The organism is Enterobacter sp. B79-1 (assembly GCF_057444735.1).
This window is the reverse complement of the sequence record NZ_JBYAZJ010000001.1, coordinates 872,501-889,002: the sequence shown is the minus strand read 5'-3', so window position 1 is coordinate 889,002 and position 16,502 is coordinate 872,501. Positions and strand designations below refer to the sequence as shown.

General features: G+C 58.6%; 16 protein-coding genes. 9 read left to right on the top strand and 7 right to left on the bottom strand.

What is annotated here, in order from left to right; genetic code table 11:
- Positions 1–18: 18 nt before the first annotated feature.
- On the top strand, positions 19–588 hold the full coding sequence (locus AC2T6E_RS04300) for a carboxymuconolactone decarboxylase family protein (RefSeq protein WP_486690673.1): 570 nt from the start codon (positions 19–21) through the stop codon (positions 586–588).
- A complete protein-coding gene (locus AC2T6E_RS04295) occupies positions 581–1,198 on the top strand; it encodes a CDP-alcohol phosphatidyltransferase family protein (protein WP_486690671.1) in 618 nt (205 codons plus the stop codon). Before AC2T6E_RS04300 ends, AC2T6E_RS04295 begins: the two co-directional genes overlap by 8 nt.
- On the opposite strand, the gene AC2T6E_RS04290 is transcribed toward AC2T6E_RS04295, so the two are convergent.
- From AC2T6E_RS04290 to xthA, 6 genes are all read right to left on the bottom strand, one after another.
- Entirely contained in the window at positions 1,195–2,502 is a 1,308-nt protein-coding gene (locus tag AC2T6E_RS04290; RefSeq protein ID WP_486690669.1) for a sulfurtransferase, read from the bottom strand. The two genes, AC2T6E_RS04295 and AC2T6E_RS04290, sit on opposite strands and share 4 nt — an antisense overlap.
- A 73-nt stretch (positions 2,503–2,575) precedes the next feature.
- Complete coding sequence (locus AC2T6E_RS04285) at positions 2,576–3,196, bottom strand: ATP-binding cassette domain-containing protein (protein ID WP_120158875.1); 621 nt, start codon at positions 3,194–3,196, stop codon at positions 2,576–2,578.
- Positions 3,196–4,731 (bottom strand): ABC transporter permease family protein, encoded by a 1,536-nt coding sequence (locus tag AC2T6E_RS04280; protein ID WP_148399501.1) that lies wholly within the window; start codon positions 4,729–4,731, stop codon positions 3,196–3,198. Before AC2T6E_RS04280 ends, AC2T6E_RS04285 begins: the two co-directional genes overlap by 1 nt.
- Positions 4,704–5,864: an ABC transporter substrate-binding protein gene (locus tag AC2T6E_RS04275; RefSeq protein ID WP_235028115.1), complete on the bottom strand. Its 1,161-nt coding sequence runs from the start codon at positions 5,862–5,864 to the stop codon at positions 4,704–4,706. The genes AC2T6E_RS04280 and AC2T6E_RS04275 overlap by 28 nt, the downstream gene beginning before the upstream one ends.
- Before the next feature lie 15 nt (positions 5,865–5,879).
- Positions 5,880–6,563, bottom strand: a complete 684-nt coding sequence (locus AC2T6E_RS04270; RefSeq protein WP_120158872.1) for a TVP38/TMEM64 family protein — start codon at positions 6,561–6,563, stop codon at positions 5,880–5,882.
- Positions 6,564–6,569: 6 nt separating this feature from the next.
- Entirely contained in the window at positions 6,570–7,376 is an 807-nt protein-coding gene (xthA, locus tag AC2T6E_RS04265; protein ID WP_100166976.1) for an exodeoxyribonuclease III, read from the bottom strand.
- 433 nt (positions 7,377–7,809) lie between these two features.
- On the opposite strand from xthA, the gene astC reads away from it, so the two are divergent.
- The 7 genes from astC to ves all read left to right on the top strand — a co-directional run bounded on the left by astC (position 7,810) and on the right by ves (position 15,475).
- On the top strand, positions 7,810–9,030 hold the full coding sequence (gene astC / locus AC2T6E_RS04260) for a succinylornithine/acetylornithine transaminase (protein ID WP_010430119.1): 1,221 nt from the start codon (positions 7,810–7,812) through the stop codon (positions 9,028–9,030).
- Positions 9,027–10,061 (top strand): arginine N-succinyltransferase, encoded by a 1,035-nt coding sequence (gene astA / locus AC2T6E_RS04255; protein ID WP_120158871.1) that lies wholly within the window; start codon positions 9,027–9,029, stop codon positions 10,059–10,061. Before astC ends, astA begins: the two co-directional genes overlap by 4 nt.
- On the top strand, positions 10,058–11,545 hold the full coding sequence (astD, locus tag AC2T6E_RS04250; protein ID WP_260661873.1) for a succinylglutamate-semialdehyde dehydrogenase: 1,488 nt from the start codon (positions 10,058–10,060) through the stop codon (positions 11,543–11,545). The genes astA and astD overlap by 4 nt, the downstream gene beginning before the upstream one ends.
- Positions 11,532–12,857 carry an N-succinylarginine dihydrolase gene (astB, locus tag AC2T6E_RS04245; RefSeq protein ID WP_148399498.1) on the top strand — a complete coding sequence of 442 codons (1,326 nt, stop codon included), beginning with the start codon at positions 11,532–11,534 and terminating at the stop codon, positions 12,855–12,857. Before astD ends, astB begins: the two co-directional genes overlap by 14 nt.
- Before the next feature lie 9 nt (positions 12,858–12,866).
- Positions 12,867–13,832 (top strand): succinylglutamate desuccinylase, encoded by a 966-nt coding sequence (gene astE / locus AC2T6E_RS04240; RefSeq protein WP_486690663.1) that lies wholly within the window; start codon positions 12,867–12,869, stop codon positions 13,830–13,832.
- 329 nt (positions 13,833–14,161) lie between these two features.
- Positions 14,162–14,656: an ATP-independent periplasmic protein-refolding chaperone Spy gene (gene spy, locus AC2T6E_RS04235; protein ID WP_100166970.1), complete on the top strand. Its 495-nt coding sequence runs from the start codon at positions 14,162–14,164 to the stop codon at positions 14,654–14,656.
- A gap of 261 nt (positions 14,657–14,917) precedes the next feature.
- Positions 14,918–15,475: an environmental stress-induced protein Ves gene (gene ves, locus AC2T6E_RS04230; RefSeq protein ID WP_108416801.1), complete on the top strand. Its 558-nt coding sequence runs from the start codon at positions 14,918–14,920 to the stop codon at positions 15,473–15,475.
- Here the strand turns inward: ves and cho are convergent.
- A complete protein-coding gene (cho, locus tag AC2T6E_RS04225; protein WP_212473761.1) occupies positions 15,453–16,331 on the bottom strand; it encodes an excinuclease Cho in 879 nt (292 codons plus the stop codon). The genes ves and cho overlap by 23 nt on opposite strands.
- Positions 16,332–16,502 lie beyond the last annotated feature (171 nt).

Genomic DNA, 16,502 nt, shown 5'->3' with positions numbered 1-16,502 from the left:
AGCTATCAGGAGAATCAGGTGAAAAAGACCACCACCTGGGTTGCCCCCATCGAATCCCTTCCCGCCAGCCTTAAGCCGATTGCCGCCATGCAGAAAAAACATTTTGGCGCGGTGCTTAATCCCACTCGCTGGTGGGGACGGATGCCGCGTCTGTTCTGGCTGGTGGCGCTGTTTGTCGGTTATCTGGAGCGCCGCAAGGCACCTCTCTCCCCGTTGCTGCGTTCACTGCTGATGACCCGCGTGTCGCAGCTGTGTCACTGCGCATTTTGTATTGATGCCAACAGCCTGCGGCTTGCCGAGCGGGCGGGCGCGCTGGATAAAGTTCAGGCGGTGAGCCACTGGCGTGAAAGCGATGTATTCAGCGACGAGGAGTGCGCTGCGCTGGCGTACGCCGAAGCCGTCAGCGCCACGCCGCCTCAGGTGGATGATGTGGTCAAAACGCAGTTGAAGCGCCACTTTACAGACGACGCGATTACCGAAATGACGGCGTTGATTGCGTTTCAAAACCTCTCGGCACGTTTTAATGCCGCGCTCGACATTCCTGCTCAGGGGCTGTGCGCGACCTTTAAAGAGAAACCCCATGCTTGATAAACACCTACATCCTCGCCTGAAACCTCTCCTTAACCAGTTCGTGACCGTGCTGGATAAACCCTTTATTACCCCTGATGGTCTGACGTTAACAGGATTTGCCGTCGGCGTGCTGGCGCTGCCGTTTCTGGCGCTCGGCTGGTATTTTGCTGCGCTGGTCGCCATCGTATTCAACCGCCTGCTGGATGGTCTGGACGGTGCGCTGGCGCGCCGCAGGGGATTAACCGATGCGGGAGGGTTTCTGGATATCGCGCTCGATTTTCTGTTTTACGCGCTGGTCCCGTTTGGCTTTGCCCTGGCTGCACCCGCCGAGAATGCGCTGGCCGCCGCCTGGCTGTTGTTCGCGTTTATCGGCACCGGCAGCAGTTTTCTGGCGTTTGCGGCGCTGGCGGCGAAACACGATATCGACAACCCGGGCTATGCGCACAAGTCGTTTTATTACATCGGTGGGCTAACGGAAGGGACGGAAACCATCGCGCTGTTCGTACTGTGCTGCCTGTTTCCGGCGCACTTTACGCTGTTTGCGTGGATATTTGGCGCGTTGTGCTGGCTGACCACCACAACGCGCATCTGGAGCGGCTATGTGACGCTGAAGTCACTCAACGCTTAGAGAGTACTCTCAGGCCCGCGCTTGCCGGTAGAGACCGGATTTTGCGGATGACTGCTCCATTCGTACCAGCCGCCGTCATAGACGGCGACGTTCTTCCAGCCCATCGCGCGGGCGTACATAAAGCTTTCTGACGCCCGCCAGCCGGTGCCGCAGTAAAGCGCGACGTGCTGCTCAGGCTGGATGTGCCAGGTCTTCCACATTGCGGCAATATCATCGGCGCTGCGCATGGTGCCATCCGGGTTATGGAAATCTTCCATATGGGTCGCGTCGCTGCCCGCGTGACCCCATCGCGCCCCGGCAATGTCACCTTTGGGCTTGATGTAGCTGTAGCCGCTGGTTTCGCCGATAAACTCCGGCCACGAACGAATGCTGACCAGCGAGGCATCCTGACGGTGCAGCATGCCGCGCGCCTGTTCCATATCCACCATCAGCTGCGGCTGGCCGGGGATCGGTGCACCGAAATCCGGGGCAGGCTTCACGTTTGCGGGCATACCGCGCTCAACCGGCAGGTTGGCCTCTGACCATGCTTTCCAGCCGCCGTCGAGAATGCGAACATCCTTCACGCCCGCATAGAGCATGATTTGCGCCACGCGCGCGGCGGCGTAAACGTCACGGCCATACAGAATGACGGTGGTATCGTGACGGATCCCGTGTTTCGCCAGCATCGCTTTCAGCTTGTCGTCGGAGACCTTATTCCACAGCGGCTCGCTTTCCACCTCGTTAGTGTCGATGTAACCCGCGCCGGGGATATGGTTCAGCAGGTAAAACTTCGGTGCGCCCCAGGCGGCTTCAATCACTTTCCAGTCGCCAGCCGGGGCGGCGGTGACCGGTTTGCCTTGTTGTAGCTGGTGGATCCACTGCGGGTAGACGAGTTGTTCAAAGTGCGGCAGGCGCTGTAGGCGGTCGGGTGTTTGCAGGGCATCGCTGAGAAGCGACAGATGCGCGTATCCGGCCTTCTCCAGGCGGGCTTTAACGGCCTGGTTGTCGGCATCGCGGCCGTAAAGGGCAATGGGCGTGGACGGGGTAAGCTGGTGCTGTTTTATCCACGCGCCAAACTGCTCGTCGCTCATGGCGCTTAGCCAGGAGGCCGCCAGGTTGAGCGCGGCGGGTTCATGCCCGGAGGGGCCGCTGAGCGTTTGCGGCCAGCCGTTGTAGAACGCGCTGGGGCGGGTGTCGATGGCTTTGCCCTGTTGTGCCTGCAGTTCGGCCAGCGTAAGGGAAGAGGGCATATCAGCCGCCACGGCGGAGAGTGAGGCGAGGCCGCAGAGCAGGGCCAGCGCGGTCAGTTGAGAAACACGTTTCATCGAATAACCTGACGTCAGTAAAAGAGGGGGGCATTGTCGTCTCTCCCGGATCTGAAAACATTGCGTTAGCACATTATTGCCAGCGAGAAATCTCGATCACCTCGCCACCGGGCGGAATGTCTTCCTCATCATGAGTGACCAGTACCACCGGAATATTACGTTCCCGGATGACGTCAAACACCCAGGTTCGAAACGTCGTTCGTAACGCTTTATCGAGGCGGCTGAAAGGTTCATCCAGCAATAATGCCTGCGGCTCCGCAAGCAGGGCGCGCAGCAGGCTGACCCGGGCGCGTTCTCCGCCGGAAAGCGTAGCAGGGTCGCTGGCAGAGTAATTTGCCAGCCCGGCCGAACGTAGAGCCTGCTCAACGCGTTCCCGACGCGCCTCGCCTTTAATGCGGGAAGGCAGGGCGAGCATCAGGTTTTGCCCGACGCTGAAGTGGTCAAACAGCAGGGCGTCCTGAAAGAGGATCCCTAAACCACGCGTTTCCACGGGCAAGGTGTCACAGCGGCGTTCATCAAGCCACAGTTCTCCCTGCGCCTTAAAATCAGAAGATAACGCCCCCACCATCCAGGAGAAAAGTGTCGATTTCCCGCTACCGGACGGCCCCATCAGGGTCACTATCTCCCCGCGCGGTACACAAAAATTGACCTGCCGGAAAAGCGGTTCAATGGTGAGATTTTGCACCTTTAACATTAACGTAATCCTCGACGGTAGCGGCCTGCCAGTCTGGATAAGAGGGCGGCGATGCCAAAAACGATGCCCGTCACCAGCAGTAATCCCAGCGCGCGGGTCGCCAGGATCGGAAGACTTCCCCCGCTGCTGAGCGCCACGGTTTCAGTGGTCAGCGTGGCAAAACGTCCGGCACCCAGCCACAGTGTGGGCATGTATTGCGCCATGCTCACCGAAAACCCGGTAGCAAAAGCCAGTAACGCCGGGCGTACCAGCAGCGGGCATTTTAGCATCCAGAATATTTTCATCCGTCCCCAGCCAAGCGTTCTGGCGGAGAGGAACAGTCGGGGATCCAGCTTTTGCCAGGCAGGTTGCAGCACCAGCAGCGTCCAGGGCAGTACCCACAGCAGGTGCCCCCAGAGCACGGCAGCGAACTGCCCGTCGATGCCCAGCGTGAGCGCAACGGCATATTGACCGGAGACAAGAGGTAGAGCGGGCAACGCGAGCGGCAGCCAGACCCACAGCGCGCCTCTTCTGGGCCCCCATTCGAGCCAGAGAAAACTCAGCCCAAGCGCCAGCACGCCAGAGAGCATCCCCAGCGTAAGGCTGGTGGTTAACGGGGACAGCGCGGCCTCTTCGGGACGCGCTAAACCGAGCAGCACGATGGCGCAGAGGATCCCACATCCCGGTAGCCACCAGGCGAGCGGCTTTTCCGGGACCGGCAGGGACGCGCGGCGCCTGACGCCGGAGAGGTTCGGCAAGGTGCGTCGCCAGGCTTTCCAGATGCCGAATCCCACGCCGGCCAGCAGAGTCAGAGTCAGGAGTAAGAGAAGGCAAACGAGCGTTCCCTGCGCCTGCTGCTGCGCATCGCCCTGGCTGAGCCACTGCCAGGCCAGCACCGCCAGCGTGGGGGGATTACCTGGCCCCAGAATAATGGCAACATCCACCACAGACAGCGACCAGGCCAGCACGGCCAGCATCACGGCACCCAGCGCGGGGGCAATGGTCGGCAGGACCAGCCAGCACAGGCGCTGAAGGCGTCCGTAACCCAGGGTACGCAAAACCACACTCTTCTGCGCCAGCTGCGCTTCAGGCAGCGCGGCATAGAGTGCCCACAGGACAAACGCGCTCTCTTTGACCGCGAGCGTCAGCCCCAGCCCGATGCCATAACGATCGAGCTGCGGTGAGCAGAAAGTGCAGACCTGATAAAACAGCCCTCCCTCGGCAAACAGGAGTAGCGCGCTGGTCGCGAAAGCGACGTGGGGCACCGCCAGCATCCAGGGTAACTGCGCGCACAAGCGACGCCAGCGTTCGCCGGGCCACAGCAGCGTGATGAACCCCAGGGCAATCACCAGCGAACCCAGCGTTGCCAACAGCGTCGAGACCAGCGTGGCGGCAAACGCCTGCGGCAGCTGGGGATCGTTAGCCAGCGCCTTCCAGCTATCGAGCGACAGCGCCGGAGTAAACAGCATAGCGACGGCAGGAAGCAGCGGGAGATAAATCACCGCCATTACCAGCCAGATCGCCGCGCTTAGCGGGTGCCGTAACGGCGAAGCCATTCCTGCTCCAGCGCGTTAACCCAGGCGGCGTGCGGTTCAGGAAGCACTGCCGGTAACGCTTCTGGCGTGTGGCTGCGAAGCCGCTTCGCCTCATCGGCGGATAGCGTTCCCGCGTCCAGCACGCTCGGGTCACCCCACACGGCCGGGTCGGCTTTGCGGATCTGCGCCTGCGGTGAAAGCAGGAAGTTTGCCACCACTTTTGCCCCCGCACTGGCGCTGGCATTCGCCGGAATGGCGACAAAATGGACGTTACCGATTGTGCCGTTCTTAAACCCGAAGCTGTAGCTGTCGGCAGGCAGTTCACCGCTGGCGACCTTTTGCCGGGCATGCGCCGGGTTAAAGGTCATCGACAGAGCCAGGTTGCCGCTGGCGAGCAGAGCATCCATGCGCGCGGGCGAGGGAGGAAAATCTTGCCCTTTACGCCACAGCAGTGGATGCAGCGTGTCGAGGTAGCGCCACAGCGGCGCGGTAACCTGCTGGAAGTTATCATCCGGTGCTTTTTTTAGCGCGTCAGGCTGCGTGGTGAGCGTCAGAAGCAGCTGTTCCAGGAACGCCGTGCCGGTAAAGTCAGGCGGGCGAGGATAAGTGACGTTGCCCGGATGCTGCTGCGCCCAGGCCAGCAATGCCTGAGGGGTATCTGGCGGCGCAGGCATGCTTGCTTTACGGGCGATAAAGGTCAGCTGCGCGCCGCCCCACGGCGATTCTGCTCCCTCGGTTGGGATGGCAAAATCCTCCGTAACCGGTTTACGCGTATCAACGTATCGCCAGTTCGGCAGCTGCTGTGCCCATTCGGTTTGCAGCAAACCCGCCTCTTTTAGGGTGCGGAAATTTTCTCCGTTAACCCAGAGTAAATCGACCGAGCCGTTGTGGTTTCGCCCTGCGGCATGTTCCCTCTGGATGCGTTTTACCGCATCGGCGGCATCCGCCAGACGAACAATCCTGAGGTCAATGGCGTAGTGCGTTTTCATTTCGCCGCTAACCCAGTCCAGGTAGCGGTTTACCGCCGGATCGCCACCCCAGGCATTAAACCAGACGGTCTGGCCTTTTGCCTGTTGTTGAAGGGATTGCCAGCTGTCTGCAGAAAAGGCTGGCGTCGCCAGCAGCAGGCTTGTCAGAAACGCGCAAAAACGCACACGGCGCATAATGCCTCACTTTTTGAACGAAGAGGTGTAACGGGAAAAGAGCCAGCGGGTGGCCAGCGGGAATAACCCCAATAGTGTAAAGGCGAACAGCAGGCCCGGCGACAAAATATCGCGCAGCGATGTCACTCTTCCAAGCTCGCGCCCGGCGTTGAGAAAGACAACCGTTGCAGGCAGCATGGCGACCTGACTTACCCACCAGTAGCGACGCACCGTGATGCGGGTCAGCCCCATCAGCAAATTCACCAGGAAAAACGGAAACAGCGGCATCAGGCGAAGGGCAAAAATGTACCCCGCGCCGTCACGCGCCATCCCGGCATTGACCGTTTTCATCTGTAGCGTAAAACGCCGTTGCACCCCGTCGCGAAGCAGATAACGGCTGGCGAGCATCGCCAGCGTGGCGCCGAGCGTGGATGCAAACGACACCAGCAGTACGCCCTCCCACAAGCTGAAAAGTGCACCACCCAACAGCGTCAGGATGGCTGCGCCAGGGATCGACAGGGCGCTTACCACGACATAGATAACAAAATAGGTGAGCGCACTTCGAAGGGGGGCATGTTCGACCTGCGTGAGCAACGCCTGCTGGTGAGTTTTTATCACGTCGAGGGATAGCGTAACCGGTGGCAGGAGGAAGAACGCCAGCGCAAAGGCGCCCAGAAGGGCGCACAGTAAAAGTGTTTTTTGAATGTTCACTCAGAGTTACAGCTTGAATTTCGCCCACACCGGCGCGTGGTCAGACGGTTTTTCCATGCTACGGATATCGTAGTCAATACCGGTTTCGATGCAGCGTTCTGCCAGCGGGGAGCTGGCCAGCAGCAGGTCGATGCGCAGGCCACGGTTGTCATCAAAGCCTTTTGAGCGATAGTCAAACCACGAGAAGCGATCCTGCGTCTCCGGGTTGGCGGTACGGAAGGTATCCACCAGGCCCCAGTCCAGCAGGCGCTGCATCCACTCGCGCTCTTCCGGCAGGAAGGAACATTTGCCGGTACGCAGCCAGCGTTTGCGGCTGTCTTCACCGATGCCAATATCCAGGTCGGTCGGGCTGATGTTCACATCACCCATAATCAGCACCGGGTTGTCTTTGTTCAGTTCGGTGGTCAGATAGTCCTGCAGATCCTGATAAAACTTGGCTTTGGCCGGGAATTTGGTCGGATGGTCGCGGCTTTCGCCCTGGGGAAAGTAACCATTGATCACGGTGATGTTCCCCAGCGGGGAAGGCAGCTCCGCCATGATGATGCGGCGCTGTGCTTCTTCGTCATCGCCGGGAAAACCACGGCGCACAGAAACTGGCGTCTCTTTGGTCAACAGCGCAACGCCGTAATGGCCTTTCTGCCCATGATAAAAGACGTTGTAACCGAGTTTCGCCACCTCTTCGAGGGGGAACATGTCGTCGTGAACCTTGGTCTCCTGCAGGCCGATCACATCTGGCTGATGTTGCTCAACAATGGCTTCAAGCTGATGAGGACGGGCGCGCAGGCCGTTGATATTAAAAGAGACAAATTTCATAGTCGCTGCCAGTGCAAGGTGAATAGTGCATGGATGGTAGCAGAAATTGTGTCGTCTGTTATCCGCTTCGCCCAATTACTGCGACAGATAATGCCAACGGTGCAATTTTTGCACCATTCTGATGCGCCGTGCCCCCAAACAGAGCGTAAATGGTCAATAAATTTCGCGAGCGATCACAATTCCAGAATTATATTTGGCCTGTGCATACTCTTTCTGATTTTCATGCGGCAAAGCGCCGCTTGTCGTAAAAATATTCACTTTTTATGCATTAACAGTGAATAACTCCATATCGTAACCTGTTGATATTCTGTCTTGCTATCCCGTTTATGCATTTTTATCGCTGGCTGGCACGAAGCGTGCAATCTACATTCACAGTGCAAACACCCAATTATTTAACATTCAAATAACTTTTTATTTACCGGATGAGGTCGCTATGTCTCTGTCAATTACGCGTGAAAATTTCGATGAATGGATGATGCCGGTTTACGCTCCGGCGGCTTTTATTCCGGTACGTGGGGAAGGCTCGCGCCTGTGGGATCAGCAGGGCAAAGAGTACATCGACTTTGCGGGGGGGATTGCGGTGAATGCGCTGGGCCATGCGCACCCGGCGCTGCGTCAGGCGCTGAACGACCAGGCGGCGAAGTTCTGGCATACCGGTAACGGCTTTACCAACGAGCCCGCGCTGCGCCTGGCAAAAAAACTGATCGACGCGACCTTTGCCGAAAAAGTCTTTTTCTGTAACTCGGGGGCGGAAGCCAACGAAGCGGCGCTGAAGCTGGCGCGTAAATATGCCCACGACAAGTTTGGCACGCACAAGAGCGGGATTGTGGCGTTTAAAAATGCCTTCCACGGCCGCACGTTGTTTACCGTCAGCGCAGGCGGTCAGCCTTCCTACTCTCAGGACTTTGCGCCGCTGCCACCAGATATCCGTCACGCCATCTATAACGATCTGCAGTCCGCCAGCGAGCTGATTGACGACACAACCTGTGCGGTGATCGTCGAGCCGATGCAGGGCGAGGGTGGCGTACTTCCGGCGCAAAAAGCCTTCCTGCAGGGGCTGCGCGAGCTGTGCGATCGTCACAATGCGGTGCTGATTTTCGACGAAGTGCAGACCGGCGTGGGCCGCACCGGTGAACTGTATGCCTATATGCACTATGGCGTTACCCCGGACGTGCTCTCAACCGCGAAAGCGCTGGGCGGCGGCTTCCCAATTGGGGCAATGCTGACCACCGATAAATTTGCCAGCGTGATGACCGTGGGCACGCACGGCACCACCTACGGCGGTAATCCGCTGGCTACCGCCGTCGCCGGGCAGGTGCTCGACATCATTAACACCCCTGAGGTGCTGAAAGGCGTTAAGCAGCGCCACGACTGGTTTGTTGAACGCCTGAATGCCATCAACAGCAAAATGGGGCTGTTTAAAGAAATTCGCGGTCTGGGGCTGTTAATCGGCTGCGAACTCACGCCGGAGTTTGCCGGAAAAGCTAAACTTATTTCACAGGAAGCGGCAAAAGTGGGCGTGATGGTGCTGATTGCCGGTGCCAACGTGGTGCGGTTTGCCCCTGCGCTGATCGTCAGCGAAGAAGAGGTGAGAACTGGCTTAGACCGTTTTGCACTGGCCTGTGAACAGGTGAAATCCGGGGTGTCATCATGATGGTCATCCGTCCCGTTGAGCGTGGCGACCTCGCCGGGCTCATGCAGCTTGCCGGTAAGACGGGAGGCGGGCTGACCTCGCTTCCTGCCGATGAAAAAACGCTGTCGGCGCGCATTGAGCGCGCCCTGCAAACCTGGCAGGGGACGTTGCCAAAAAGCGAACAGGGCTATGTATTCGTGCTGGAAGAGACCGACACGGGCACCGTGGCCGGGATCTGCGCTATTGAAGTGGCCGTCGGGCTTAACGACCCGTGGTACAACTACCGCGTCGGCACCATGGTTCACGCCTCGAAAGAGCTGAACGTCTATAACGCGCTGCCCACGCTGTTTCTCTGTAATGACCACACGGGTGCCAGCGAGCTGTGCACGCTGTTCCTCGATCCTGCGTGGCGCAAAGAGGGCAACGGCTATCTGCTCTCCAAATCGCGCTTTATGTTTATGGCCGCCTTCCGCGATCGCTTTAACGAAAAAGTGGTTGCCGAGATGCGCGGCGTGATTGATGAAACAGGCTACTCGCCGTTCTGGGAGAGCCTGGGCGAGCGCTTCTTCTCGATGGAGTTCAGCCGGGCAGACTATCTCTGCGGCACGGGCCAGAAAGCCTTTATTGCCGAACTGATGCCGAAACATCCTATCTATACCCATTTCCTCACCCCGGAAGCGCAGGCAGTGATCGGCGAAGTGCATCCGCAGACCGCGCCCGCCCGCGCGGTGCTCGAGAAAGAGGGGTTCCGCTACCGTAACTATGTCGACATCTTCGACGGCGGCCCAACGCTTGAGTGTGACATTGACCGCGTGCGCGCCATTCGTAAAAGCCGTCTGGTGACGGTCTCCGAAGGACAGCCCGCGCCGGGCGAGTGGCCAGCCTGTCTGGTCTCCAACGAAAATTACAATAATTTCCGCGCCATGCTGGTACGTACTGACCCTAAATGTGAGCGTCTGGTACTGACGGCGGCGCAGCTGGATGCGTTGAAATGTAACGCGGGCGACTCGGTTCGCCTGGTGCGTCTCTGCCCTGAGGAGAAAACAGCATGACTTTATGGATTAACGGTGACTGGGTAACGGGTGAAGGCGACCTGCGGGTAAAAACCAATCCGGTCGGCCAGGCGGTGCTCTGGAAAGGAAATGATGCCAGTGCCGGGCAGGTAGAGCAGGCGGGCCAGGCTGCTCGCCGCGCGTTTCCGGCATGGGCAAAACAGCCCTTCGCCGTGCGCCAGGCGATTGTGGAAAAATTTGCCGGGCTGCTGGAGGCGAATAAGGCCGAACTGACGCGCATCATTGCGTCTGAAACCAGCAAACCGCGCTGGGAAGCGACCACCGAAGTGACGGCGATGATCAACAAAATCGCCATTTCGGTGAAGGCCTACCACACCCGCACCGGTGAACAGCATACCGAGATGCCGGACGGCGCTGCCACGCTGCGCCACCGTCCACACGGCGTGCTGGCGGTATTTGGCCCGTACAACTTCCCGGGGCATCTGCCGAACGGCCACATAGTGCCCGCGCTGCTGGCGGGCAATACCGTTATTTTCAAACCGAGTGAGCTCACGCCATTAACCGGCGAGGCGGTGGTGAAGCTGTGGGAACAGGCCGGTCTGCCGCCGGGCGTGCTGAACCTGGTGCAGGGCGGGCGCGAAACCGGTCAGGCGCTGAGTGCGCTGAGCGATATCGACGGCCTGCTGTTTACCGGCAGCGCCGGAACGGGCTATCAGCTGCACCGCCAGCTGGCAGGGCAGCCGGAGAAAATTCTGGCACTGGAAATGGGCGGCAACAACCCGCTGATTGTCGAAGATCCTGATGATATCGACGCTGCGGTGCACCTGACGATTCAGTCCGCCTTTATTACCGCCGGACAGCGCTGTACCTGTGCCCGCCGCCTGTTGGTCAAGCGTGGCGCGCAGGGGGAGGCCTTCCTGAAGCGTCTGGTAGAGGTGAGCGCGCGTCTGGTGCCTGCCGCGTGGGATGCCGACCCGCAGCCGTTTATCGGTGGGCTGATTTCCGAACAGGCCGCGCTGAACGTGCTGAAAGCCTGGCAGGAGCACGTCGCGAGCGGCGCGAAAACCCTGCTGGAGCCGAAGCAGGTTCAGCCTGGTACCTCGCTGCTGACGCCGGGCATTATTGAGATGAGCGGCGCGAGCAACGTGCCGGATGAAGAGGTCTTTGGCCCGCTGCTGTGCGTCTGGCGCTATGACGATTTTGATGCGGCCATTGCGATGGCGAATAACACCCGCTACGGCCTGTCGAGCGGGCTGATTTCACCGCATCGCGAGAAGTTTGATCAGCTGTTGCTGGAAGCGCGCGCCGGGATTGTGAACTGGAACAAACCGCTTACCGGGGCGGCAAGTACCGCGCCGTTCGGCGGCGTGGGCGCGTCGGGCAACCATCGCGCCAGCGCGTGGTATGCCGCCGATTACTGCGCGTGGCCGATGGCGAGCCTGGAAACGCCGGCGCTGACGCTGCCGGAGACGCTTAATCCTGGACTGGATTTTACCGGAGGGGATCGTCATGAAAGCGCGTGAGGTCAACTTTGACGGGCTGGTGGGGCTGACGCACCACTATGCCGGTCTCTCATTCGGGAATGAAGCCTCGACGAAGCACCGTTTTCAGGTCTCCAACCCGAAGCTGGCGGCGAAGCAGGGGCTGCTAAAAATGAAGGCGCTGGCGGATGCCGGTTTCCCGCAGGCGGTCATCCCGCCGCAGGAGCGCCCGAACGTGGCTGTCCTTCGCCAGCTCGGCTTTAGCGGTACTGATGAGCAGGTGGTGGAAAAAGCGGGGACGCAAACGCCGCACCTGCTCTCTGCCGCAAGCTCCGCGTCGTCAATGTGGGTGGCAAACGCGGCGACCGTCGCGCCGTCAGCCGACACGCTGGATGGCAAAGTCCATCTGACCGTGGCGAACCTGAATAACAAATTCCACCGCGCCACCGAAGCGGAAACCACCGAGCGCGTGTTGCGCGCCATTTTCCAGAATGACGCCCGTTTCGAGGTGCATCAGGCACTGCCGCAGGTGGCGATGTTTGGCGACGAAGGGGCGGCCAACCACAACCGGCTGGGCGGTGATTATGGCGATCCTGCCGTGCAGCTGTTTATCTACGGGCGGGAAGAGGGCGGTCACAACGCGCCCACGCGCTATCCTGCACGCCAGACGCTGGCGGCGAGCCAGGCGGTTGCCCGGCTGAACCAGGTCAATCCGTCACAGGCGATCTTTGCCCAGCAAAACCCGCAGGTGATCGACCAGGGCGTATTCCATAACGACGTGATTGCTGTCTCCAACCGTCAGGTGCTGTTCTGCCATGAACAGGCGTTTGCGCATCAGGAGAGGTTGCTTGCCACGCTGCATGAGCATGTACCCGGTTTTACGCCGATTCAGGTACCCACACAGGCGGTGAGCGTGCAGGATGCGGTAGAAACCTATCTGTTCAACAGCCAGCTGCTGAGCCGTGACGATGGCAGCATGATGTTGGTGCTGCCGCAGGAGTCCCGTAATCATCAGGGCGTGTGGCGTTATTTGAGCGAACTGGTGAAAGCCGATAATCCGATTGATGAACTGCGCGTCTTTGATCTGCGTGAAAGCATGGCCAACGGCGGCGGGCCAGCCTGTTTACGTCTGCGCGTGGTGTTGACGCAGGATGAAATGCAGGCGGTAAACCCGGCGGTCATGATGAACGATACGCTCTTTGCGCGGCTGAACGACTGGGTCGATCGTTACTATCGGGATCGCTTGACCCAGGCCGATCTGGTTGACCCGCAGCTTCTGCGTGAAGGGCGCGAGGCGCTGGATGCGTTATCGACAATCCTGCAGCTGGGATCGGTTTATCCGTTCCAGCGCTAGGGGGCTGATATGGAAAATTTACTGGCGCTGACGCTGGCAGACGAAACGCCCGAACAGACTGAGGGCGATGGCCACTCATTCCACTGGCGCTGGCTGGGACGGGGCGTACTTGAACTGACGCCGTTTGCGCAGAGCGACGTATCGCTTCTGCTGTCGAGCGGTATTCACGGCAACGAAACTGCACCCGTTGAGATTGTCGACCTGCTGCTTCGCGCGTTGTTCCGTGGAGAGATTACGCTCGCGTGTCGCGTGCTGGTGGTGTTTGGCAATCCGCCAGCGCTGGCGCAAAACAAACGTTACCTGGTGAGTGATATCAACCGGATGTTTGGGGGCCGCTGGTCGCAGTTCCCCCCAAGCGATGAAACGGCGCGCGCGCAGTGGCTGGAGAGCGTAGTGACGACGTTTTTTGTCACCGCGGGGGGGACGCGCTGGCACCTCGACCTGCATACGGCTATCCGTGCCTCTTATCATGTGCGTTTTGGCGTCCTGCCGCAGCGCAGTCAGCCCTGGGATGAAACCTTTCTGAGCTGGCTGGGGGATGCGGGGCTGGAAGCCCTGGTCTTCCATCAGTCGCCGGGCGGTACGTTCACCCATTTTACGTGTGAAAACTTCGGCGCGCTGGCCTGCACGCTGGAGCTGGGAAAAGCGCTGCCTTTCGGGGAAAATGATCTGACGCGCTTTGCTCCGACGCACTCTGCGCTTCGGGCGCTGCTCGGCGGCACCGCACCGGAACATGCGCAGGAGCCCGTCGTGCGTTATCGGGTCGTGCAGCAGATCACCCGTCGCAGCGATGCCTTCCTTCTCCATATGGCGGCCCACACGCTGAACTTCACGCCGTTCCGTCAAGGGGCACTCCTGGCAGAAGACGGTGACGAGCGATACGAGGTGCAGAAAGCCACAGAGTATGTTTTATTCCCCAATCCGTCGGTGGCGTTTGGTCTGCGAGCCGGACTGATGCTGGAAAAATTAGCCTGATCTTTTCCCCTCTTGACGTGAGAGGGGAAATTATTTTCTTAGCAATGAAGGCGGTTATATCTCTTTTGCAGAATATTCCTGGATAATTGCTTTATTAATAAACGCCACTTCGTTATACTTCTGCTCAATCTCTTTAAAATCAGTATATTGAATATTTATGTTTCACCTCTCCATGTTTTATCCTTAATTCCTCCACATTTGGCGAAAAATTGTTTTTTACACTTTCATTGTTTTACCGTTGCTCTGACTAATTGACGATAAACCCCGTAAAGTGAATATCGTCAACACGGCATAGCGCCGAAGAATAACTGAAAGTAAGGAAATACATTATGCGTAAGTTAACTGCACTGTTTGTTGCCTCTACCCTGGCTCTGGGCGCTACCAGCATGGCGTTCGCCGCAGATACCGCCACCACGACCGCCGCGCCAACTGAAGGCAAAATGATGATGCATCATAAAGGCAAGCCGGGTATGCACCATGAGATGATGATGTTTAAAGACCTGAATCTGACCGACGCTCAGAAACAGCAGGTTCGCGACATCATGAAAAGCCAGCGTGACCAGATGAAACGTCCTCCGCTGGAAGAGCGCCGCGCGATGCATGACATCATTGCCAGCGACAGCTTCGATAAAGCGAAAGCGGAAGCGCAGATCGACAAAATGGCCGAGCAGCATAAAGCCCGCATGCTTGCCCACATGGAAACCCAGAATAAGATCTACAACATTCTGACCCCGGAACAGAAAAAACAATTTAATGCCAATTTTGAGAAGCGTCTGACAGAACGTCCGGCGCCGGAAGGTAAAATGCCAGCACCAGCCGAATAATCGGTTCACCCTCTTAAGACCGCCGGGATCCTGTTCACATAAGCAAAAACGCTGTGGACAGGACCGGCGGTTTTTTCTTTCTGCCCACCTCTTGCCTGCCGCCGCCAGCGCGGTATTCTCCTGTAGTCGCGTCAGAGATTTACTAAGGTTTGCCCACTCTGCTGCCGATAATACGTCTGTAGATTTCCAACGATAATAAACAAGACAGCAATGACAGCAATGTCGTTGCCCTGGCGCAGGTTGCGCCCCTCAGGAGTGGTGATGGAGTTCTTTGATATCCGTAAGATGCCGGTCAGTCTCTGGCGTAATGGCGCTGGCGAAACACGCGAAATATGCTGTTTTCCTCCCGCGACGCGTGATTTTTACTGGCGCGCCAGCATTGCCTCTATTGCCAGCAATGGCGAGTTCTCGTCGTTTCCCGGCGTCGATCGGGTGATCACCCTGCTGGAAGGGGGAGAGGTCACGCTGGATGCCGGTCAGGCATTTTTCCATACGCTGAAACATCACCAGCCCTACAGTTTTGCCGGCGATCTGCCGGTGAAGGCGCTGCTGACGGATGGGCAGATGTCGATGGATTTTAATATAATGACCCGGCGGGATTGCTGCCAGGCGAAGGTTCGCGTCGCGGATCGGACCTTCACCACCTATGGCTCCCGCGGTGGCGTGATATTTGTGTTAAGCGGCGCATGGCAGCTTGGCGAAAAATTGCTGACGGCGGATCAGGGAGCCAGCTGGGAGGAGGGCACGCATACCCTCCGGCTGCTGGAATCTACAGGAACGCTGTTGTTTAGTGAAATTACGTGGCTGCCAGGTCATTAAGCGAAATGATCTCGTACTTGCCGGTTAACACGGGTTTACAGAGTATTTTGTAGCCGTCGTGGTCGAATCCGGCGGGGGTACGCAGCAGGGTTGCGGCGTCTTGCAGCGTATCAACGGCGCCCAGCCAAAGCCAGTTGTGGACGATGTGATACTGCGTCATCAATTCACCCACTTCCTTCAGGGCAACAGCGCCCTCCCATGGCCAGCATTTAACGCTGATGGCCCCCAGCCCGGCGAGCAGTCGGGCATTATGCTCCTCGATGCTCTCTTTCCCACAACAGGCACCCGCGCAGCGTTTCAGCGCCGAGCGGAAACAGGCGCGGCCGCGCGTGGTGCCTTCTAATCCTAAAAGGCTGTAGCAAAGCTGTAAATCGTCGGCGAGCGCCTGCAAAGCCTGCAGTGCCGCGCGTTTATTGGCGAACAGGCCATAGAGGTTCGGCTCATGGGAAAAATCAACGTCACGGGCGTACACAACCTGTGGTTTGCCGTTGCTGATCTGCAGGGAACAGAGCTGGCGATTGCGCCGAAGCCGCTTATTGAACAGCGGCTGCTGCTCTTTTATCAATCGGGCTTCCAGCAGCAGCGCGCCCATTTCACCCGCAGTCGGAAACCAGGTGATGCGTCTCGACTGGCGGAGCATCGCGGCTTCGTCCGGCGTGCGCAGATGGGATAATACCCGGCTGCGAATATTCACGCTTTTACCGATATAGAGTGGTAGGGTGTCGCTTTCGCCGTGAAAGATGTACACACCCGGCTGTTTAGGCAATGCTTCAAGCCAGGGGCGAAGATGTTCGGGATATTCATAGATAGCCGCCGCTTCAAACTCAAGACGCGGGGCGGATTGACGCCTGCTCACATACTGCTCCATATACTGTTCAGGTATACAGTGTAGCAGGTGTGTGGTGGTTAAAAAAGAGTCGGGTGGAGGCTACGCCTTACTCGACCATGACGTGCGGCCTGATGCCCTCACCCCAACCCTCTCCCGTGGGAGAGGGCGCAAACACTAAAAACGGTAACCAGGTTACCG